This window comes from Sharpea porci, from assembly GCF_009695655.1.
In the GTDB taxonomy this organism is placed as follows: domain Bacteria; phylum Bacillota_I; class Bacilli_A; order Erysipelotrichales; family Coprobacillaceae; genus Sharpea; species Sharpea porci.
Map to the genome: position 1 here is coordinate 65,112 of NZ_VUNM01000006.1, position 19,789 is coordinate 84,900.

At 34.9% G+C, this 19,789-nt stretch carries 19 protein-coding genes and 1 pseudogene; 14 read left to right on the forward strand and 6 right to left on the reverse strand.

The genetic code is table 11. The features are described from left to right. The first annotated feature begins 210 nt into the window (after positions 1–210). The 9 genes from FYJ79_RS04380 (at position 211) to FYJ79_RS04420 (ending at position 7,497) form a co-directional block, all read left to right on the forward strand. A complete protein-coding gene (locus tag FYJ79_RS04380; protein WP_154514840.1) occupies positions 211–1,170 on the forward strand; it encodes a substrate-binding domain-containing protein in 960 nt (319 codons plus the stop codon). Beyond that, positions 1,170–2,483: a sensor histidine kinase gene (locus FYJ79_RS04385; protein ID WP_154514842.1), complete on the forward strand. Its 1,314-nt coding sequence runs from the start codon at positions 1,170–1,172 to the stop codon at positions 2,481–2,483. The genes FYJ79_RS04380 and FYJ79_RS04385 overlap by 1 nt, the downstream gene beginning before the upstream one ends. Further along, positions 2,476–3,150: a response regulator transcription factor gene (locus tag FYJ79_RS04390; protein WP_154514844.1), complete on the forward strand. Its 675-nt coding sequence runs from the start codon at positions 2,476–2,478 to the stop codon at positions 3,148–3,150. Before FYJ79_RS04385 ends, FYJ79_RS04390 begins: the two co-directional genes overlap by 8 nt. Further along, the gene (locus FYJ79_RS04395; protein ID WP_154514846.1) at positions 3,143–4,405 is read left to right on the forward strand and encodes an ABC transporter substrate-binding protein; all 1,263 of its coding nucleotides are present in this window, start codon (positions 3,143–3,145) and stop codon (positions 4,403–4,405) included. The genes FYJ79_RS04390 and FYJ79_RS04395 overlap by 8 nt, the downstream gene beginning before the upstream one ends. A 135-nt stretch (positions 4,406–4,540) precedes the next feature. Continuing rightward, positions 4,541–4,981, forward strand: a complete 441-nt coding sequence (locus FYJ79_RS04400; RefSeq protein WP_154514848.1) for a PTS sugar transporter subunit IIA — start codon at positions 4,541–4,543, stop codon at positions 4,979–4,981. A gap of 14 nt (positions 4,982–4,995) precedes the next feature. Continuing rightward, positions 4,996–5,490, forward strand: a complete 495-nt coding sequence (locus FYJ79_RS04405) for a PTS system mannose/fructose/N-acetylgalactosamine-transporter subunit IIB (RefSeq protein ID WP_074782258.1) — start codon at positions 4,996–4,998, stop codon at positions 5,488–5,490. Between the two features lie 29 nt (positions 5,491–5,519). After that, positions 5,520–6,362, forward strand: a complete 843-nt coding sequence (locus tag FYJ79_RS04410; RefSeq protein ID WP_033162116.1) for a PTS mannose/fructose/sorbose/N-acetylgalactosamine transporter subunit IIC — start codon at positions 5,520–5,522, stop codon at positions 6,360–6,362. 1 nt (position 6,363) lies between these two features. Next, positions 6,364–7,200, forward strand: a complete 837-nt coding sequence (locus FYJ79_RS04415; RefSeq protein ID WP_033162115.1) for a PTS system mannose/fructose/sorbose family transporter subunit IID — start codon at positions 6,364–6,366, stop codon at positions 7,198–7,200. An 18-nt stretch (positions 7,201–7,218) separates the two neighbouring features. After that, positions 7,219–7,497, forward strand: a complete 279-nt coding sequence (locus tag FYJ79_RS04420; RefSeq protein WP_033162114.1) for a hypothetical protein — start codon at positions 7,219–7,221, stop codon at positions 7,495–7,497. Positions 7,498–7,557: 60 nt separating this feature from the next. Here the strand turns inward: FYJ79_RS04420 and FYJ79_RS04425 are convergent, their stop codons facing one another. After that, positions 7,558–8,355, reverse strand: a complete 798-nt coding sequence (locus FYJ79_RS04425; protein ID WP_154514850.1) for a Cof-type HAD-IIB family hydrolase — start codon at positions 8,353–8,355, stop codon at positions 7,558–7,560. 117 nt (positions 8,356–8,472) lie between these two features. On the opposite strand from FYJ79_RS04425, the gene FYJ79_RS04430 reads away from it, so the two are divergent. Next, complete coding sequence (locus FYJ79_RS04430) at positions 8,473–9,231, forward strand: DeoR/GlpR family DNA-binding transcription regulator (protein ID WP_154514852.1); 759 nt, start codon at positions 8,473–8,475, stop codon at positions 9,229–9,231. Positions 9,232–9,347: 116 nt separating this feature from the next. Here the strand turns inward: FYJ79_RS04430 and FYJ79_RS04435 are convergent, their stop codons facing one another. Beyond that, positions 9,348–9,947, reverse strand: coding sequence for an ATP-binding cassette domain-containing protein (locus FYJ79_RS04435; RefSeq protein WP_154514854.1), 600 nt, complete (start codon positions 9,945–9,947; stop codon positions 9,348–9,350). A gap of 482 nt (positions 9,948–10,429) precedes the next feature. Between FYJ79_RS04435 and tnpA the strand changes: the two are divergent. The 4 genes and pseudogenes from tnpA to FYJ79_RS04450 all read left to right on the forward strand — a co-directional run bounded on the left by tnpA (position 10,430) and on the right by FYJ79_RS04450 (position 14,928). Then, a pseudogene (gene tnpA, locus FYJ79_RS04440) lies at positions 10,430–10,848 on the forward strand (IS200/IS605 family transposase). 5 nt (positions 10,849–10,853) lie between these two features. After that, a complete protein-coding gene (locus FYJ79_RS12550; RefSeq protein WP_229771317.1) occupies positions 10,854–11,609 on the forward strand; it encodes a hypothetical protein in 756 nt (251 codons plus the stop codon). Between the two features lie 42 nt (positions 11,610–11,651). Further along, complete coding sequence (locus FYJ79_RS12555) at positions 11,652–12,314, forward strand: hypothetical protein (RefSeq protein ID WP_229771319.1); 663 nt, start codon at positions 11,652–11,654, stop codon at positions 12,312–12,314. A 1,144-nt stretch (positions 12,315–13,458) separates the two neighbouring features. Then, positions 13,459–14,928 (forward strand): glycoside hydrolase family 1 protein, encoded by a 1,470-nt coding sequence (locus FYJ79_RS04450; RefSeq protein ID WP_154514856.1) that lies wholly within the window; start codon positions 13,459–13,461, stop codon positions 14,926–14,928. A gap of 323 nt (positions 14,929–15,251) precedes the next feature. Here FYJ79_RS04450 and FYJ79_RS04455 read toward each other — a convergent pair whose 3' ends face one another. From FYJ79_RS04455 to FYJ79_RS04470, 4 genes are all read right to left on the reverse strand, one after another. Next, entirely contained in the window at positions 15,252–15,722 is a 471-nt protein-coding gene (locus tag FYJ79_RS04455; protein WP_154514858.1) for a hypothetical protein, read from the reverse strand. Beyond that, on the reverse strand, positions 15,719–16,180 hold the full coding sequence (locus FYJ79_RS04460; RefSeq protein ID WP_154514860.1) for a DUF3990 domain-containing protein: 462 nt from the start codon (positions 16,178–16,180) through the stop codon (positions 15,719–15,721). Before FYJ79_RS04460 ends, FYJ79_RS04455 begins: the two co-directional genes overlap by 4 nt. 252 nt (positions 16,181–16,432) lie before the next feature. Next, on the reverse strand, positions 16,433–17,416 hold the full coding sequence (locus tag FYJ79_RS04465; RefSeq protein ID WP_154514862.1) for an HRDC domain-containing protein: 984 nt from the start codon (positions 17,414–17,416) through the stop codon (positions 16,433–16,435). 94 nt (positions 17,417–17,510) lie between these two features. After that, entirely contained in the window at positions 17,511–19,778 is a 2,268-nt protein-coding gene (locus FYJ79_RS04470; RefSeq protein ID WP_154514864.1) for a glycogen/starch/alpha-glucan phosphorylase, read from the reverse strand. Positions 19,779–19,789: the final 11 nt, after the last annotated feature.

The window sequence follows — 19,789 nt, forward strand, 5'->3', positions numbered from 1 at the left end:
AATTGCTCTGGCCTATCAAATTAATAAAGCACAAAAGGAATCCGTATGATGATGAGATTGTGTTTGCATGAGTGACAATACTGATAAAAATATAAATCTTGCTCTCTAAAAAGAATCTCATTACAACAATACAATCAATGTGACATTTGTCATATTGATTGTATTCATTTTGATAATGTATAATTTGTTTCAAATAGGGGAGTGTTTTATATGCATATAAGATCCAAAATTGTATGGATGATTATCTTTCTTTCAACGTCTTTAATAATTTATACAGTCTACACATTCTCAAATATTACAGAACGTTCCATTGTCATAGGGACAACATATATGACAATGAATAATACATTTTATGAAGCTATTAATTCTGAGGTAAAGAAAATTGCTTCACAGAATAATTGTAAGCTTGTTGTACGTGATCCAGAATTAGATGTTAATAAACAAATACGTCAGATCAATGCCATGAGAGAAGAAGGTGTGAATGCAATCATTATTAATCCTGTTGAAGGGAATAATAAACATCTTATTGAAGCATTAAAGAAAGCTAAACAGGATGGGATATACATTGTTGTTGTAGATTCTCAGTTAAGTGATAGTCAATTTGTCGATAGCACAATTGTATCTGACAACTATCATGCAGGTGTTATTTGTGCTCAGGATTTAATGAAAAGAAGAACACAAGCAAAAGTTTTATTACTGACGCATAATAGCGCTAATTCGGCAGTTGATCGTATCAATGGCTTTACAAATACAATAAAGGCACATCCTGAGTATCAAATTGTTGATCGTATTGATGTCTTAGGACAAACAGAAATTGCTATGCCAAAAGTCTCGCAATATATCGATGAACATCGCAATTTTGATGTCATTATGTCGTTAAATGATCCTGCTGCTTTAGGGTCACTTGCGGCATTGGAGGAAAAGCATCTCAATAGGGATATGTTGATCTATAGTGTTGATGGATCACCTAATATGAAGAAATTCATTAGTGATAAGGCTAATCATGTCATTACTGCAGTGCAATCACCTGAAGGTATGGCAAGACAATCCGTACATACAGTTTTACAACTCATTAAAGGTAAACAAACTAAAAAAACAATCAAGTTAAATGTTGATCAGCTGATCTCTAAAGATAACATCAATGAGTATAATATATTGGGGTGGCAATAATGCTGAAGTTTGATTCAAAGCAACTATCACAAATAAGACATTTCATTATCTTTCTTAATTTTATAGCTGTTCTTTATAGTACTTTGTTGTATATGTTCTGTACACAATATATTGTCAATAAGAATCTCAGCTATGAATTAATGGAAAATCTTACAGTTATACCTAAGAATCCCCTACATTTATTTTTTTACTCAATCTTTTTATTATTCTGTTTCTTAGTATTTATCTTTATTCGTGATGACTTATTAGAAAAGACAAATATGAGTATTGAATTGTTGATATCGATTGAATTAATCATTACTGTATTGATTATCTGTAATCTTAATCTTTGTTATAATGGGATGATATTAGTTGTGTTCATGGATATTATTTATTATATCAGGGACTTGAAAAGACGTATGCCATTCTTTGTTGTATCATTTTTGATATGGTTATTTACAGATTATTCTCTTATCTCTCGTTTGATTGATATTCCTTCAATAGAAGTTTATATAAGTTTTTTGCCTAATGGTTATCGTTTTGCAGCTTCATTCTTTAAAAACTTTCTGACAAGTGTCAATTTATTATTGTTTATTATTTTCTTAGTCATATATTTAGTGGATTCCTTAATAGCCCAGAAAAATATTGAAGATGAACTTGCGATGGTTTCTAAAGTGAATACAGACCTCAATAACTATATCAATTTATCAGAAAAGATTGCTGAAGATAGGGAGCGTAAAAGAATTGCCAGGGAAATACATGACACGCTTGGGCATGCACTAACTGGTGTATCAGCAGGTATTGATGCTTGTATTGTCCTGATTGATATTGATCCAGCTAAGTGTAAAGCACAGCTACAAGTCATCAGCCAGGTGGTCAGACAAGGCATTGGTGATGTGCGCCGTTCTTTGCAGAAACTACGTCCAGGTGCCTTGGAACAACATAGCTTTAAAGAAGCATTGAATCAAATGATTCAAGAATATAAAGAATTATCCAATCTCGATATCGAACTGTATTATGAATGGGAACACATTGATCTTGATCAAACAAAGGAAGATATTATTTTCCGTATTATTCAGGAATCAATTACTAATGCATTACGTCATGGACATGCTACACGTGTTGAAATCAACATGTTTAACTATCCTAATGCCTACTATATTATCATTCAGGATGATGGCAAAGGAGTCAAAGATATTAAGCCTGGATATGGTCTTAAACAAATGCAAGAAAGAGCAGCAATGCTTGGTGGTCATGTTGTATTTCATGGGGATAACGGCTTTAGAATCTTTGTAAGCATTCCAAAGAGAAAAGGGGAAGATATAGATGATTAAAGTATATATAGCTGATGACCAGGAACTTATTAGAGAATCGTTAAAAATTGTTCTTTCAGCGAATAGTGATATAGAACTTGTAGGAAGTGGATCTGATGGATTTGAGACCCTTGAAGACATCAAACACAATAAGCCCGATGTCATCCTGATGGATATTCGTATGCCTAAGATGGATGGTGTTATTGCGACAAAGAAAATCAAACAGCTTTACCCAGACATCAAAATCATCATTCTTACAACCTTTGATGACGATGAATTTGTCTATTCAGCACTTAAATATGGTGCATCAGGTTATCTGTTAAAAGGGGTCAGCATGGAAAATCTTCATAAAGCTATCCAAACTGTCTATAAGGGTGGCAGTATGATTAATCCTGATATTGCAACAAAGGTAGTGACACTCTTTTCTAAGATGGCACAAAGCAACTATAGTATTGAAGTTGATGAAGAGCTTACAAAGGAAATAAGTAATACAGAATGGAAAGTCATCCAGCAAGTTGCTCGTGGCCTTTCTAATAAAGAAATATCAGCCAATCTCTTCCTTTCCGAAGGAACAGTACGTAACTATCTTTCAAGTATTTTATCAAAGCTTAATCTTCGTGATCGTACACAGCTTGCTATTTGGGCTGTTCAGACAGGTGTATTAATGAAGGATTTCAACGATGATTAGATTATTAAGAAAGCATAAAGATCTGGTTGCCTGGCCGATTGTTTTTGCACTTATGATTAGCTTTATTTATGCTTATAATCCAGGACGTAAGACAGTGCTTAAGCTCGGTGTCTATGCTGGCAGTAGCTGGGATGTACCAAGTAATGATACAAAAGTACTAGACCGTGTCATTAAGAAATTTGAAAAAGCTTACCCCAATGTTAAAGTTGAATATGAATCAGGAATTCAGAAATCAGAATATAGCCAATATCTTGCTGAGAAGATTGTTCAAGGAAAACAGCCAGATGTCTTTGTTGTACCACAGGATGACTTTGCTTTGCTTGCTGATAATGGTGCACTTCAAGATATCTCAGGTTATATGGAGAATCAAAGACTATCAAAAACAGATTTCTATGAAGCTGCTTATAACACTGGGGTTTATCATAATGCTCTCTATGGCTTGCCATTAGAAAGTAATCCTATGATGATGTGTGTCAATATTGATCTCTTAAAAAAAGAAGGCATACAATTGCCTACTTCATTAGATCTTAATCAGTTTTATGATATTTGTAAGAAAGTAACGCATGATGGACAATATGGTGTAGCTGGCATGAGCTGGCAGAATATAGGTGATAGTTTTGGCCTGAAGTCGTTTACTGATGATGGCAAAGAAGCACATATTAATGATGAAACATTCAAGAAAACCATTAACTTCTACATCAAATTACGAAATCTCAATAAGGACTATGTAGTCTCTTCAGAACAATTCGATGAAGGTAAAGTGGCATTTATGCCCATGACGCTTGCTCAATATCGTACCTACAAACCTTATCCTTACCGCGTTGCTAAGTATTCTACATTCAACTGGGACTGTATCACTATGCCAACAATGTTAGAAAATCCACAAACACGACTTAATACAGTCCTATTATCCTTGTCAAGTCGTTGTACGAATAAACAAATGGGTTTTGCCTTTATGAAAATGCTTTGTTATGACACTTCTATTCAACAAGAATGGCTCAAAAGTAATCTTGGTGCTTCACCATTACAGTCAGTCATGAATTCCAAGAAGTCAGAAAAACTCTTTGGTGAAACAGAGGCACTTAAATCATCAACAATTGATTCCATCATGCAAACATCCTATGCCTATCCGCTCTTTAAGAAAAAGGCTCAGGCAGAAATGAAATTAGATTATCTCATTAATCAAGCTATCTACAACAACAATAATAATGTTGATTATGCTTATATTCAGCAAGAAGTTGATCAGGAATTATAATCCTGATCTTTTTTTATATGACAAATGTCATTTCAAAGAGGAGAAATGTCACTTTGAAGAAGTGACAGATGACACATCACAAATGTATGCGCTTTAGATATGATATAGGTGCAATCGAGAGGGAAGGAGGATCATATGAGATATTTAGTTTTAGTCAGTCATGGAGACTTTGCGAAAGGGTTAAAGACTTCACTCGCCATGTTTGCCCCAGATAAGATGGACTCAGTCATCGCTGTAGGCTTAGAGAATGGAAAGGGTGCTGATGACTTCGCACAGGAATTTAGAAGTGCAATGAGTGTTCTTAAGGAAGAAGATGACTTGGTGCTCTTAGCGGATATTGTTGGTGGATCACCACTTACAACAGCATTGAATGTTCTTAATGAGCTTGGTCGCTATGACAACACTGTAGTGCTTGGTGGTATGAATTTACCAATGGCTCTTACAATGGCAGTTATGAAAGATAATTTGAGTGGTGAAGCACTCAAGGAAACAGTTCTTGGTGAAGCAAAAGGTGGTATCCAGGAATTTGACACAACCCCAGCTGATACATCTGAAGATGAAGAAGACGATATTTAAGAGGAGAGAGAAAAATGGCAATTTCATTTGTAAGAATTGATGACCGTATGATTCATGGTCAGACAGTAACAAGATGGTCTAAAGAATATCCTTGTACAGGATTAATTGCAGTCAATGATGCAGCAGCATCTAATAAAGTCTTGAAAGAAGCTTATAAGTCAGCAAGTGATAAGAAAACATTTGTATGGACAAAAGATCATTTCAAAGATGTTCAGGAAAAGGTACTTAAGAGTGCAGATCAGTATTTCTTAATCACAAAGAATCCATTGGATATGAAATATATTCTTGTTGATTTAGGATTTGTACCTGGTGATGTCAAGACAGTTATTGTTGGTCCATGTAATGATCGTCCTGGGGCAACAAAACTTGGTAACAACCAGTCAATTACACAGGAAGAAGCTGAAGCTTTAGAAGCTATTTATCAGAAAGGTTATACAGTCAAGTTCTCTTTGATTCCTGATATTACAATTGGTACTTGGGAAGACTTTAGAGGTAAGTTTGGCTTTTAACAAATCATAGAAAAAGGGGAAAGAAAATTATGGTTATTAGTTGGTTACAAGCCGCTTTACTAGGATTATTTGCCTGCTTAGCATCTATGCCTGGTATGGGTGGTACTTCATTTGGTAACTATACATTAGGCCGTCCATTAGTTGGTGGTTTAGTGTGTGGTCTTATTCTTGGTGATTTAAAACTTGGTATTCTTTGCGGTGTTGCTATGCAGGTTGTTTATATTGCCTTAGTTACACCTGGTGGAACAGTTTCTGCTGATGTTCGTGCAATCTCATATATTGGTATCCCACTTGCCATGGTCGCTGTTAAGTCACAGGGACTTGCTGCTAGCTCACCAGCTGCTGCTGGCCTTGCCACTTCAATGGGAACATTAGTTGGTACTGTTGGTACAGTATTATTCTATGGTACAGCTACATTAAACTTAGCTTGGCAGTCATATGGCTGGAAAGCTGTTGAAAAAGGTGATTTCCATAAACTTTATTTAGTAGACTGGGTATTACCTTGGGTTTCACATATCTTATTCTCTTTCATTCCAACTCTTATCATGTGTAAATTAGGTGCAACAGCCGTTACAGCTATGAAAGATGCCTTACCAATGGATGGTTTAGCTATGAAGACATTGTTCACTGTTGGTGCATTACTCCCATGTGTCGGAATTGCAATCCTTGTTAAACAGATTGTTGAAAAGGCAACAGACTTTATCCCATTCTTTGTAGGTTTCACACTTGCTGCATCTCTTGGCTTAAACTTAGTATCAGCAGCTGTTGTTTCATTAATCTTCGCTGTTATTACTTATGAATTACAGATTATTAAGACGCGACCTGTCGCCCAGGTAGCAATTGATGATGATGAAGAAGAGGAGGATATCTAAAATGGCAGACAAGAAGAAAATTAGTGCTAAAGCGTTATCTCGTTCCTTCCATCATTGGTATTATGGTAACTTAACTTGCTTTACACAGGAACATATGCAGACATTTGGTTACTTGACTTCAATGCTTCCAATTGTCGAAGATCTTTATGATAATAAAGAAGATCAACAAAGATCTATGAACACATATACAGCCTTCTTCAATACAGAACCACAAATTGGTTCATTAGTAGTAGGTATTACAGCTGGTCTTGAAGAAGCACGTGCAAATGGTGAAAATGTTGATGATGAAACAATCAACAGCTTAAGAGCCGGTTTAATGGGTCCTTTAGCAGGTATTGGTGATTCACTTATCGTTGGTACTCTTATTCCAGTATTATTAGGTATTGCTTTAGGTTTATCTAATGGTGGTAGTCCTGTTGGGGCCATCTTCTATATCGTAGTTTGGAACTTACTTGCCTACTTTGGTATGAAATTTGCTTACTACAAAGGCTATGAACTTGGTGGTAAAGCTGTAGAATTCTTAGTTGGTCCTACTGGTGTTGCTTTAAGAAAAGCCATTGGTACTGTTGGTGGTATGGTCATTGGTGCCGTTGCTGCTACATGGGTATCAGTAAAGACTTCATTCGAATTAAAGAATGCTGCTGGTAAGCCATTCTTACAGTTACAGAAACAGTTAGATGCTGTTTATCCTGGCATGTTAACAGCTGCATTTATCATTCTTTGCTGGTGGTTAATGGCTAAGAAGAAAATGTCTCCAATCAAAGTTATGTTACTCTTAGTTGTTATTGCATTTGTTGGTGTATTCATTGGCTTCTTCAACCCAAATTTAAAATACTAATAGAAAGAAGGAAACATTATGACAGAAGAAACAAAGCAGGGTTATCTCACAGAAATCGCATATCAGAAGCATATGCTTAAAAATCTCCAAAGATACATGACACTTACTTTCTTCATTTCAACAATCAGTGTCGTGCTCTTGTATTATTTCCACTCCCATATCTTCGACACGCTCTTCTTTGTAGTGCTTACTGTCATAAGTGTCCTTGCTACACTTGTGCTCCTATACGGCATAATATTAGGACGCAAGAATGTCAATAAAGTTATTGATCAATTTGAAAAACTCATTCGTTCATAAAATCTCCCAATAAGAAGATCTATCAAGGATAGGTCTTCTTTTTTCGTGAAAAAACAGGCATTATTGCCTGCTTGAAAGAATGGCCTGAGCCACACCATCATCATTATTTGATGATGTATGGTTTCTAAATTGTTCTTTAATAGCCAAAGGTGCATTGTCCATAACAACAGGATAGCCAACACTTTCCAACATTGTTAAATCATTATAGTTGTCTCCAATAGCCATAACATGATTGATATCAATATGCATAGACTGACAAAATGTCTGGATAGCTGTAGCTTTGGAAACACCACCATTATTAATTTCAATAAGAATATTGGATGATTTCGCTATTTGAAGTTCAGGAAAGTTATCTTTTAGCTTGTTCTCAATATCAAGAATATCATCAGGATCACACATGCATAGAATCTTATCCACCATATCATCATCTTTTAAATCACTTACATCACCTAATTGTGCCTGTGCTTCAACAATACTTTCTTCTCTTTTTACACGTTCATCACTTAAGTCTTTGACAAGCCATTGATCCTTCGTAAAGATGTTGTAGGTGAGATTGAAGTGTTGTTGTTCGATAAACTGACAAACCTCTTGAGCTTTCTCTTTTGTGAATCCATTTTCATATAAAACATGTCCTTCTTGATCAAGCATCAAAGCTCCATTGAAAGCAATCATATGACAATGAATATGATAGCGATTCATAATTGGATAAACACCCTGAGGACTTCTTGCCGTTGTCAAAACAAAGGCAATACCTTGGCTAATAGATGCATTGATTGTATTCGCTTGACGAATAGACATACGATGTTCATCATTCAGCAATGTACCATCAATATCACTAAATATAGCTTGTATAGTCATTTTTATTTCCTCCTCTTTCACATATATTCTACCATCTACCAATGTGAGAATATACGTTTAGAAATGTTTAAATAAACATAATACAATGATAATATATGTTTAAGTGAGGAATAAGCAATGAATAGTATAGAGCGTCATGAAAAGATTAAACAATTACTAGAAGAACATCAGGATATGCAAGTAAAAGAGCTAGCGAGGGAATTTAAAGTCTCGGAGATGACCATTCGCAGAGATCTTCATTTCTTAGAAAAACAAGGGAGTGTGGAATTGTTCTTTGGTGGGGTACGTAAACGTGCAGCCTATTCACCTATTTCTATGTTTAATGAACGTGAGGGTGTAAACTATGATGCCAAAAGAAAAATTGCACGAAAAGCATCTGAACTATTCTTAGAAGGACATCATATTTATATTGATACCTCCACAACATTGACATTACTTGTACGTTTAATACCTGATATGAAAATGAGTGTGGTAACGAATTCATTATCAGTTGTCATGGAACTTGTAAGTCGTAAGAATATTGATCTCTATGTAGCACCAGGACTCTATTTAGATCAATATGGTGGTTCTTTTGATTATGCAACAGTGGAGTATCTCAAGAACTTTCATTTTGATGAGGCATTCTTTGGCACCTCGGCTATTGATCCTGCATATGGCATAACAGCGAGTAAAGAGATTGAGATGGTTGTTAAGAAAGCTGTTATGAGACAAAGTGATAGGTGTTATTTGCTTTGTGATCATACTAAGTTAGGGAAGAAGCACTTTTTTAAGATGAATGATATTTGTGATTTTGATGCGCTTTATATTGATGATGAAATAGATAAAGAGAGTTTGCATAAAATAAAAGAAATGACACAGGTTGTTGTATGTGAATAGGGTCGTGAGATAATGTTATTAATTGAGAAATTAAAAGATCAAAGTCTAACAGAACAAGAGAAGCGTATTGCCCAATACATGATTAAGTAAGAGCATTAACCGTAAGCGGGGACATATCAAATAAGATGACCATTTTCCATTTTATATATCTTTGTGAAATGCATATCTTCATGGTAATCATGTGAGGCAATGATAACAGCTTTGTTTTCTAAGATTAGGTTATTGATATGATGGATAAAGATTTGAATGCTTTCTTTGTCAAGACCTCTTGTTGGTTCATCAAGCAATATGATATTCTGGTTTTCCATAATAGCCTGGATAATACCAGCTTTCTGCCTCATTCCTAGTGAGTACTTCTTGATGTCTGTTTTATCGTTATAGTCAAGATGATAGAGATTGCAGAGATGACTAATCTTATTTTGATCATAGTGATGTTTGAGATTGGCAAGAAACAAAAGATTATATGAAAGTGACTCAGTTTCAATAAAACCTGGATTTTCAATTAAGGCACCAATTTCAACATCATCACTTTCTTCTATAGTCCCACAATCAGGCTTAAGAATACCGGCAATTATTTTAAATAAAGTACTTTTTCCACATCCATTCATGCCATGGATATAAATGCAATCTCCTGATTCAATGGTGAGATTGAGATTTTGAATGACATGGTGTTCTTGAAATGATTTTGAGAGATTGTTTATTGTTATTGTGGGCATGGTGACTCCTTTCTAATTAAAAATCAAATAATGTTCTATAAGATTGAGTGAAATAGGCAAAAGAATATAGAGAAGATTGGATTTATGATGAAATTGTAATCCTGTGATATTTACACAAAGAAGAAGCAAGGATGTATGCGCGAAGAGAAGATGCCATGGTGTATGATGCAAACCAAATAAAGCAGCTACAAAAACATACTGAATACCAAGCATTAATAATGTATAGCTTGTAATTCTTGTGTGGATATAAAGGTTTGTATGCTTTTTAAGTCTAACACATAATGGATAATAAATTTGTTTTAGCTTTCTTATTTCATAGAAACATATAATGAGAATAGTATTGTTGAGAAATAGGGCGATAAAGTGATTACAAAAAACTGTGCTATCCAGTCCACTCCCTTAGGAGTGGGCTGGATAGCACAAAATAAAAATAATGTATGTAGATATTAAAAAACATACATATATCATGATATAGTATATGTATGGAAAATGAATATAGACATACGAACACAACGGTATCTATGATAAACTACCGTTTTGTCTTTTGTCCAAGATACAGGCGTAAATTTTTTATGATATCAAATGTAGAGAGACGCTTTAGGGAACTGGTCAAAATAAAATGTAAGGAGCTAGAAATTGAACTATTGCAATCGAATGTGATAAGGACCACTCTCATATGTTCCTGAATTGTCCTCCAGCATTAAGTTCCTCAGGCATCATGTAACAAATAAAAGGAAATACAAGCAAAATTCTTAGAGAAGAGTTTGTGGAACTGTCAAAAATGCCTGGTTTATGGACAAGAAGCTATTTTGTTTCTACGGCAGGCAATGTATGCAGCAAAGCAATTAAAAAGTATGTAGAAAGTCAGAAAAAGAGAATATCATATCAGAAAGCGAGGTGAATATCATGGCAAGCTTTATTATTGAATTTCCATTGAAAACGGAAAAATATCAGGAAGATATTTTAAATAAGCGTTTTGAGACTGGAAGAAGAATCTATAATTCTTTAGTCAATGTAACACAGAAGCGTTATAAGGAAATGATTAAAACCAAGAGATATCGCACTCTTCTGTCTTCATTGTCTGAGAGTGAAACGTCAGATAAAGAAATCTGGAAACAGATAAACGATATGCGAAAGCAATACAACATGTCAGAATATTCATTTCACAAAGATGTGAAGCAGATGCAAAGACATTTTAAGGATAATATTGATTCGTTTACTGCACAGAAGATTGCCACTGCATTATGGAAATCCTATGACAGGTTATTCCATGGAAATGGCAGGAAAGTTTATTATAAGAAATATGGTGAATTAAATTCACTTGAAGGAAAATCCAACAAGACAGGAATCAGAATAGTTAATGATACTCTTGTCTGGAATGGGTTAAAAATCCCAGTCTTAATTGATTATGACAATCATTATGAATGTCAGGCTATGCAATGCGATATCTGCTACAACAGAATCATTAGGAAATATGTAAGAAACAAATATAAATTCTATGTTCAGGTAGTCTTTAAAGGAAATCCACCTGTCAAGGTGGATGCTGAAACTGGTGAAATTAAACATTGCATTGGCAATGGTGATGTTGGCTTGGATATTGGAACCAGAACCATTGCCATTTCAAGCCAGTCCGATGTAAAAATATTAGAACTTGCTGACTGAGTCCAGAACATTGAAAACCAGAAACAGAAACTTCTGAGAAAAATGGACAGGTCAAGACGAGCTACCAATCCAGATAATTACAATGAAAACGGAACCGTCAAGAAACAAGGCAACAAGAAAGTCAGATGGAACAAATCAAATCACTATATCAGATATCAAAACGAATTAAGAGAATCATATAGAAAGCAGGCAGATATAAGAAAGTATCAGCATGAATGCCTGGCAAACTATATCATATCTCTTGGAAACAAAGTATATGTCGAAAAAATGAATTTTGCAGGACTTCAGAAGCGTGCTAAAAATACTGAAAAGAATGATAAAGGAAAGTACAGGAAAAAGAAACGCTTTGGTAAATCATTAGCCAATAAAGCGCCAAGTATGCTGTTGACTATTATAAATAGGAAATTAGGATATTTTGGCGAGAAATTAACAGAAATAAACACTTCTGAAGCAAAGGCAAGTCAGTTCAATCACTTTGATGGAACATATACAAAGAAAACACTGTCACAGAGATGGAATGATCTTAATGGAATCAAGATACAAAGAGACATGTACAGTGCTTTCTTAATAATGAATATAAGTGATGATTTGAAAAGCTTTGATATTGATAAGTGCAATGATAGATTTGAAAACTTCTACAGGCTTCATAATCTGGAAGTAGACAGATTAACTGGCAGGAATAATTTAAGCAGTATCGCAATTTAAAAAGAGAATATATAGATAGGTTTTGACACGAGCCTTATGCTATCGCTAATGGATGCAATGGCATCTTTGGTAGTGAAAGTCTTATAGAAACTCATTAGTCTTATATGCTTTCGAGTATATCTGGAAGTGAATGTATATAAGAACCCAACGTGCTTTAGCTGTTGGAGTGTCAGAGCTTTATATATTTGTAGGTTTTTTTAGGGTCTGTATTTTTTTCTATGGAGTAGATTGTTCACAATCAAGTTAAAATATTGAAAACAAAAGAGGTCTACCTTGTGATAGTTACTGTATCTTGACCGGATATAAGCAACCAATAAGGAGACCTCAAATGAATTATACACAATTAGCTATTAACACTTAATCTGAAAATAATATCAGGGATGATGGATTCCTGAAGATTCCAAATACCCTTAAGGGATTCATCAATACCCATACTGTTGTTGAGGATGACCCAAAGAAACGTGACCGCAAGGTCATTGTCTACAAGGTCATCCAGACTACATCTAGACAGGATAGAATCTGTGAATGCTGCGGATCGCGCATGTACAAGAACACGATATGTGCGCCAACGAGAATCAAGCATTTCAACTATGGCACCATAACAACAGTTGTGGAGGTGAGCTTTAACCAGATGCAGCGCAGTAATCCCGAATGCAATGCAACGAAGATGCAGGACATTCCTTTCAGGTAGAAGTATCACCGCATCACAAAGGATCTTGAGGAGTTCATTGAAAGACTCCTTGGAAGCGCATCATTCACCCTGAAGAGCATTTCAGAGCTGACAGGAGTTTGCAAGAACATAGTCAAGGCCATTGACCTGAGAAGGCTCAAGATACTCTATACGGTGGATGGCAAGAAGCTAAGAAAGCCTCAGAATTATTGCAGATTCCTTGGCATTGACGAGTTCAAGCTTCATGACAGCCACAAGTATGCCACTCACATCATTAACATGGAGGCAGCCAGACACCTCAAGAAGTCCAAATATGTCTTATGTTCCAATAAGGCAACGCGTGACAAGAAGGGTGAGGATGCGGAGAATGATGTGGTAAAGCAGAAGAAATCCAATTTAGGGAAAAATCGGCTATTCCATAGGAAAAGTAACTGAGCTTTTTTACTACTATGGACATTGAAGGAGGAAATAAACATGAGTTTTCCTAGTGGATTTTTATGGGGCGGCGCAACAGCTGCCAATCAGGTAGAAGGCGGATGGAACGAAGGTGGTCGTGGACCAGCTTTAACTGATGTCACTACAGGAGGTTCTGTCAAAGAACCACGTTATGAAACATATATTGACAAGGATGGTAAGCCAGGCAAAAAGCTACAGAATCAGCCATTACCAGATGGTGCACATTATGCAGTGCTAGATGGGTATCACTATCCAAACCATGAAGCAGTAGATTTCTATCATCATTATAAAGAAGATATTGCTTTATTTGCGGAAATGGGCTTTAAGACATATAGAATGTCTATTTCTTGGAGCAGACTTTATCCAAAAGGTATTGAAAAAGAACCAAACAAAGAAGGTGTTGAGTTCTATCGTAATGTCTTTATGGAACTTAAGAAATATAATATTGAACCATTAGTAACAATCTGGCATTTTGATACACCACTTTACTTAGAAGAACATGAAGGTGGCTGGCTTAATAGAGATCTTATTGAATACTATGTACGTTTCGCAACAACATGTTTTACTGAATATAATGGCTTAGTAAAATACTGGCTCACATTCAATGAAATCAACAATACAGTTATGTTCCTTGATATGTTTGGCAATAAAGCAACTGATGAAGATTATCAGAATGCCTACCAGATTCTTCACCATCAGTTTGTCGCAAGCGCAAAAGCAGTACAGATTGGTCATGCCATCAACCCTGATTATATGATTGGCTGTATGATCTGTGGTATCACACGTTATCCAGCTACATGCGATCCAAATGATATTCTTGCCAATAGATATGGCTGGGAAAAAGGTATCTTCTATTGTGGTGACGTCCAGGCTAAGGGCTATTATGGCACATATGCGAAAAGATTATGGGATGAACATAATGTCCACCTCAATATTACCGAAGAAGATCTTGTAGACTTAGAACGTGGTACTGTTGATATGTACACATTCTCTTATTACATGAGCTCACTTGAAACAACACATGAAGTTAAAGATAAAGTTTCAGGTAACTTTGTAGCAGGGGCTAGAAATGAATATCTTACATACTCAGACTGGGGCTGGGCACTTGATCCAAAAGGCTTACGTTACTATCTTGAAGTTATCTATGACCGCTATGAATTACCACTTATGGTTGTTGAAAACGGCTTAGGTGCATATGACAAGGTAGAAGAAGATGGCAGCATTCATGATGAATATCGTATTGATTACTATCGTCAGCACATCATTGAAATGAATAAAGCTATTGAACATGGTGTAGACCTCATCGGTTATACAACATGGGGATGTATTGACCTTGTATCAGCAGGTACTGGTGAAATGCGTAAACGTTATGGCTTTATTTATGTTGATATGGATGATGAAGGTAAGGGCAGTATGGCAAGAAGCCGCAAAGATTCATTCTATTGGTATAAGAAAGTCATTGCCTCTAATGGTGCAGATCTAGACTAAGTAAAAGAGACGTTCTTATTGCGCGAGTAATGCAATATAATTTTAAAGGGAATCCAAAGAAGCAATGCTTCTATATAGGATTCTCTTTTTATATACATATAATGATACCTAGAGACATTTTTTGATGAACTATCAATAATATATGAAATTATTCATTATAAATAAGCATTCTCATACTTTTTGAGGAAAGACATTTTATTACAATTGTCTAGATTTCTCCTCTTCGCCTCATGTCTTTTGCTTTTTGACTGGATTTGCATAAAAGAAAAAAAGGACGCCATGTCCTTTTTCAATACAATTAAAAACTTTGAAGCTCGTTAATGCTAGAATCCGCCTTCTTGATAGGCCCTAGCTATAACATATGGTGGTTCATAGAAAGCACTGCAATTATAATTATCGATAACATCACATAATTCATTGTTGTAGACTCGGAAAATACCATCGACATAATCTTCTTTGGTATTCATGGTATTAAGAATGAGTTGTTGGTAGACTCTACCCATATCAAGAGCGTTAGGTATTAATTTAGCTAAATCTTTATCTACCTTTGTGATGTCAAAATGACCTGGTTCAAGATGATAATCATTAATCCAATCGTCTTCTACTTTCAATGGGTTTTCTGAATGTAAGACACTTGCTACACTTAGTAGATGGTAAAATTCCTTTTTTCCAATCGCATTAACGACATATCGATTTCTTTGATGTAGATGTCTTGCCACTCTTTCAATCATAAAACAAATAAAAAATAAATCATCCGTTTTAATATCTTCTTCGGGAAAATAAATATTTTTCATAGTACTTCACTTCCTTTAAATTCAAGAGTTCTTAAAATTTTTTCTGTACAAAATACAATTTGATGTGTTGGATGATTGAATTTTACAATTTCCCAAAAAGCTTCTCTAGATATTCTACCTTCTAAATAATCATTGACGTAATTCCAAATTTGATCATCTGCCATTGGACCTTCCACGATGTCATAGTTATGGAGTGTTCCATTTCTGCACTCAGCTACAAAATCAAGCCATTCATCACTCATTTCTGGAAATGACTTTATTTTGAGAAGAGGATCTTCAGTGAAAATATATCTATTCACAATAGATTTTCCTTTTCTTGTCAGTGCCCAGCGTTTTGCCTGATTCTCATATTTTGTACAATAGAATCCATAGCCAAAATCTTTATAGAATCCATTTTGGAGAATGCGAGGTTTTGAGACCTCTACACTACTTCCATGAAAAATTATTATTTCTGCCATTTTTCCACCTCCTAAATATATGTTTCTATAGGTTTCTTTAATTGTCGTTATTAAACATAAGTATCAAAGTTAGCCACAGCTTTATTTGATTCATTACTGAGTAAAGCAGTGTTTAGCTAAATTATTTATTAGAATACGATATCGTGATACTTTGAGAAAGATATCCGATTAGTAGATTAGTAAGTACACTTATATTATACTATGAAATGAAGAAAAGAATATACATTTGATTTGTATAATAAAACTGCCATTTTAGGCAGTTTTTTGTGATAGAATTTGGATTAATGCATCACCATACTTCTCTACTTTAACTTGACCAAATCCTTTAACTTTCAACAATTCTTCTTTTGTTTGAGGGGCTGCTTGTATTAATGCTTCCATTTCTGCATTATTGAAAATCATATAAGGCTTAAGACCTTCAGCTTGTGCTTGTTTATAGCGATATGATCGTAATTCTTCTTCGATATCAACTGTAGGAAGTGGCTTTATCTCTTTAGTTTGATATTTATCAGTATAATGCGTTGGATTGTCTTTATGGCATGATAAGAAATAGTTGGCTAATGCTTCTATATCTTTAAGAGATTGTTTGTAGTCTTTTCTTGTGGCATCAAAGTCTTTAATATATTTCACAAGACCATCAGCCCTAATGATTTGTGATTTGATATCTTTTGGGGCATAACGATCATTGAGAATGGTTTTAGGGTTTGTCAGTACAACAAGACTCTTGTAATTCTTGTAAAAGTTATTGGTGAAGATTTTTTTGGTAATAAAGTTATTTTTTTCATTTAGGCGCATTTGTTTGATCAGTTCTAAGTGTCTTTGATTCTGTGTGATGGGTGAGTAGATGCCTTCTTTGAATGTGTGATTATGAAAATAAGCACTACGTATGAAGTTACCTTTACTATCAACAGTAATGTTACCATAGAGATTTTTAGCTTCTAGTACATAGGTTGTATATTTAGTCATGATCATATAGTCGATTTGGGCTGTTAGGCCATCTTGTTCTAAAAAGAGATCATGTAGAATATACATGTCATAGTGACTGTTCTTAAGCTCAAAGGCAATATTTTCTTCGCCTTTAATGCCATATTGAAGGAATTGGATCTCTCTTTCTAATTCTTCTTTTTGTTCATCTACAACTTTGTCTTTAATTTGTTGTAATGCATTTAGTGTGTCATGTAGACTTGTACTTTCTTTCAGAAATACAGGTCCAATATTTTTCTCAAATAATCCCATATTTAAACACTCCTGTACTTAATAGTTTACCATAGAATGACAATATTGTCCTTTCTAAAAAAGAAAAGACCAAGTTTTCACTTGGCCTAAGTTCTTATTTAAGTTTCCAGATATCTTCATTATACTGAGCAATTGTTCTGTCACTTGAGAAGAAGCCAGCTTTAGAGATGTTGATGAGCATCTTCTTAGCCCATTCTTTTCTATCGTTGAAGTCGGCAATAGCTTGTTCTTTTGTCTGGATATAGTCTCTTGCATCAAGTAATGCCATGAACCAGTCTTTATTTGTCATATCGTTATAAAGTCTGTAAAGGCATTCCTGATCACCAATAGCTTTCATTTCATCACTGACAATAAAGTCTACAAGTTTTCTTAATTCAGGATCATTTGCGAGAACATCCTGTGGGTGATAATCACCATTCTGGTAATGGGCAATAACTGTATCTGCCTTAGCACCAAAGATATAGATATTGTCATCACCAACAAATTCATGGATTTCAACATTGGCTCCATCATCAGTACCTAATGTCACAGCACCATTCAACATGAACTTCATATTTGAAGTTCCACTAGCTTCCTTAGACGCTAATGAGATCTGTTCAGAGAAATCAGCAGCAGGAATAATAGATTCTGCATATGTAACATTGTAGTTTTCAACCATCACAACCTTTAAGTATGGTGATACTTCAGGGTCATTGTCAATGATCTGCTGTAAGCAGAGGATTGTGTGGATGATATCTTTGGCAAGAATATAGGCAGGAGCTGCTTTCGCACCAAAGATGCAAGTGATTGGATGAGCAGGCTTATTGCCAGCTTTGATCTGTAAGTACTGGTAGATAATATAGAGAACATTCATTTGCTGACGCTTATATTCATGTAATCTCTTAACCTGAACATCGAAGATTGATGAAGGATCAAGCTTAACACCTTCTCTAGCTTCAATAACATGAGCTAACTGTTCTTTCTTTGTCTGCTTGATGGCAAGTAATTCTTCAAGAACGGCATCATCATCAACAAATTTCTGTAATTCTTCTAACTTGTTAGCATCTTCCTTATAACCTTCACCAATAAGTTTATCGATAAATGCTGTTAACTCTTCATTACAAGATAATAACCATCTTCTAAATGTCACACCATTTGTCTTATTGTTGAAATGTGTTGGATAGAGCTTGTAGAAATCATGTAATTCTGTATCTTTTAAGATATCTGTATGAATAGCTGCGACACCATTGATTGAGAAACCAAAGTGAATATCCATATGGGCCATATGAACAGTCTTATTAGAATCAATGATGGCTACTTTTTCATCAGCACATCTTTCACTCGCAACAGCATCCAATGCTTCGATGATTGGAACTAACTGAGGAACGATTTCTTCAAGGTAGTACATTGGCCATTTTTCTAATGCTTCGGCTAAGATTGTATGGTTTGTATAAGCGCAAGTTTTTGAAGTGATTTCAATAGCCTGCTTCATTGTTAAGCCTTCTTGCATCAATAAACGAATTAATTCAGGAATGACCATTGATGGATGTGTATCATTAATCTGGATACATACATGCTTATCCAACTCTGTTAAGCTAATACCTCTCTTCTTGATGTCTTCAAGAATCATCTGAGCACCATTTGATACCATGAAGTATTGCTGGTATATACGTAATTTACGACCATCTTCATCACTATCATCAGGATAGAGGAATAAAGTCAAATTCTTTAAGATATTAGATTTATCAAACTGAATACCATCATGGACAATATGTTCATCAACAGAAGCAATATCAAATAAATGTAATTTATTCTTATTACCCTTATAACCTAAAACATCTAAATCATATAATTCAGATTTTAAAGAAAAGTCTTTGAAATCAACAGTATAGTGTTTGTTTGTAGGAATAAGCCATGAGTGGTCATCAATCCAAGGGTTTGGTGTTTCACACTGTTTGTTGTGATCGAAGACCTGTTTGAATAAACCTAAGTGATAATTTAAACCAACACCATCACCAGGTAGATCTAAAGTAGCAATTGAATCTAAGAAACAAGCAGCCAGTCTGCCTAAACCACCATTACCTAATGAAGGTTCAGCTTCAATTTCTTCAATTTCAGCTAAACTCTTTCCATTAGCTTCAAATAAATCCTTAACTTCCTTACGAATACCTAAGTTAATGAGGTTATTACTCATTAATTTACCAATTAAGAATTCAGCAGAGAAATAGTAAACCTTACGATCTCCTTCAATTATTTTCTTATCTTCAAGTAATTCTTTAACAACACTTAATAGTGCAACATAAGCCTGTTCATCAGAACAATCCTTTAATGAAAGATTGAATAATGTCTGAACTCTTTCTTCAATTAACGTTTTAACATCCATCGGGTGTCTCT

Coding starts and splice junctions, on each gene's coding strand:
- FYJ79_RS04380 (WP_154514840.1), top strand. CDS start 211: ATGCATATAAGATCCAAAATTGTATGGATGATTATCTTTCTTTCAACG.
- FYJ79_RS04385 (WP_154514842.1), top strand. CDS start 1,170: ATGCTGAAGTTTGATTCAAAGCAACTATCACAAATAAGACATTTCATT.
- FYJ79_RS04390 (WP_154514844.1), top strand. CDS start 2,476: ATGATTAAAGTATATATAGCTGATGACCAGGAACTTATTAGAGAATCG.
- FYJ79_RS04395 (WP_154514846.1), top strand. CDS start 3,143: ATGATTAGATTATTAAGAAAGCATAAAGATCTGGTTGCCTGGCCGATT.
- FYJ79_RS04400 (WP_154514848.1), top strand. CDS start 4,541: ATGAGATATTTAGTTTTAGTCAGTCATGGAGACTTTGCGAAAGGGTTA.
- FYJ79_RS04405 (WP_074782258.1), top strand. CDS start 4,996: ATGGCAATTTCATTTGTAAGAATTGATGACCGTATGATTCATGGTCAG.
- FYJ79_RS04410 (WP_033162116.1), top strand. CDS start 5,520: ATGGTTATTAGTTGGTTACAAGCCGCTTTACTAGGATTATTTGCCTGC.
- FYJ79_RS04415 (WP_033162115.1), top strand. CDS start 6,364: ATGGCAGACAAGAAGAAAATTAGTGCTAAAGCGTTATCTCGTTCCTTC.
- FYJ79_RS04420 (WP_033162114.1), top strand. CDS start 7,219: ATGACAGAAGAAACAAAGCAGGGTTATCTCACAGAAATCGCATATCAG.
- FYJ79_RS04425 (WP_154514850.1), bottom strand. CDS start 8,355: ATGACTATACAAGCTATATTTAGTGATATTGATGGTACATTGCTGAAT.
- FYJ79_RS04430 (WP_154514852.1), top strand. CDS start 8,473: ATGAATAGTATAGAGCGTCATGAAAAGATTAAACAATTACTAGAAGAA.
- FYJ79_RS04435 (WP_154514854.1), bottom strand. CDS start 9,947: ATGCCCACAATAACAATAAACAATCTCTCAAAATCATTTCAAGAACAC.
- FYJ79_RS12550 (WP_229771317.1), top strand. CDS start 10,854: ATGGCAAGCTTTATTATTGAATTTCCATTGAAAACGGAAAAATATCAG.
- FYJ79_RS12555 (WP_229771319.1), top strand. CDS start 11,652: ATGGACAGGTCAAGACGAGCTACCAATCCAGATAATTACAATGAAAAC.
- FYJ79_RS04450 (WP_154514856.1), top strand. CDS start 13,459: ATGAGTTTTCCTAGTGGATTTTTATGGGGCGGCGCAACAGCTGCCAAT.
- FYJ79_RS04455 (WP_154514858.1), bottom strand. CDS start 15,722: ATGAAAAATATTTATTTTCCCGAAGAAGATATTAAAACGGATGATTTA.
- FYJ79_RS04460 (WP_154514860.1), bottom strand. CDS start 16,180: ATGGCAGAAATAATAATTTTTCATGGAAGTAGTGTAGAGGTCTCAAAA.
- FYJ79_RS04465 (WP_154514862.1), bottom strand. CDS start 17,416: ATGGGATTATTTGAGAAAAATATTGGACCTGTATTTCTGAAAGAAAGT.
- FYJ79_RS04470 (WP_154514864.1), bottom strand. CDS start 19,778: ATGGATGTTAAAACGTTAATTGAAGAAAGAGTTCAGACATTATTCAAT.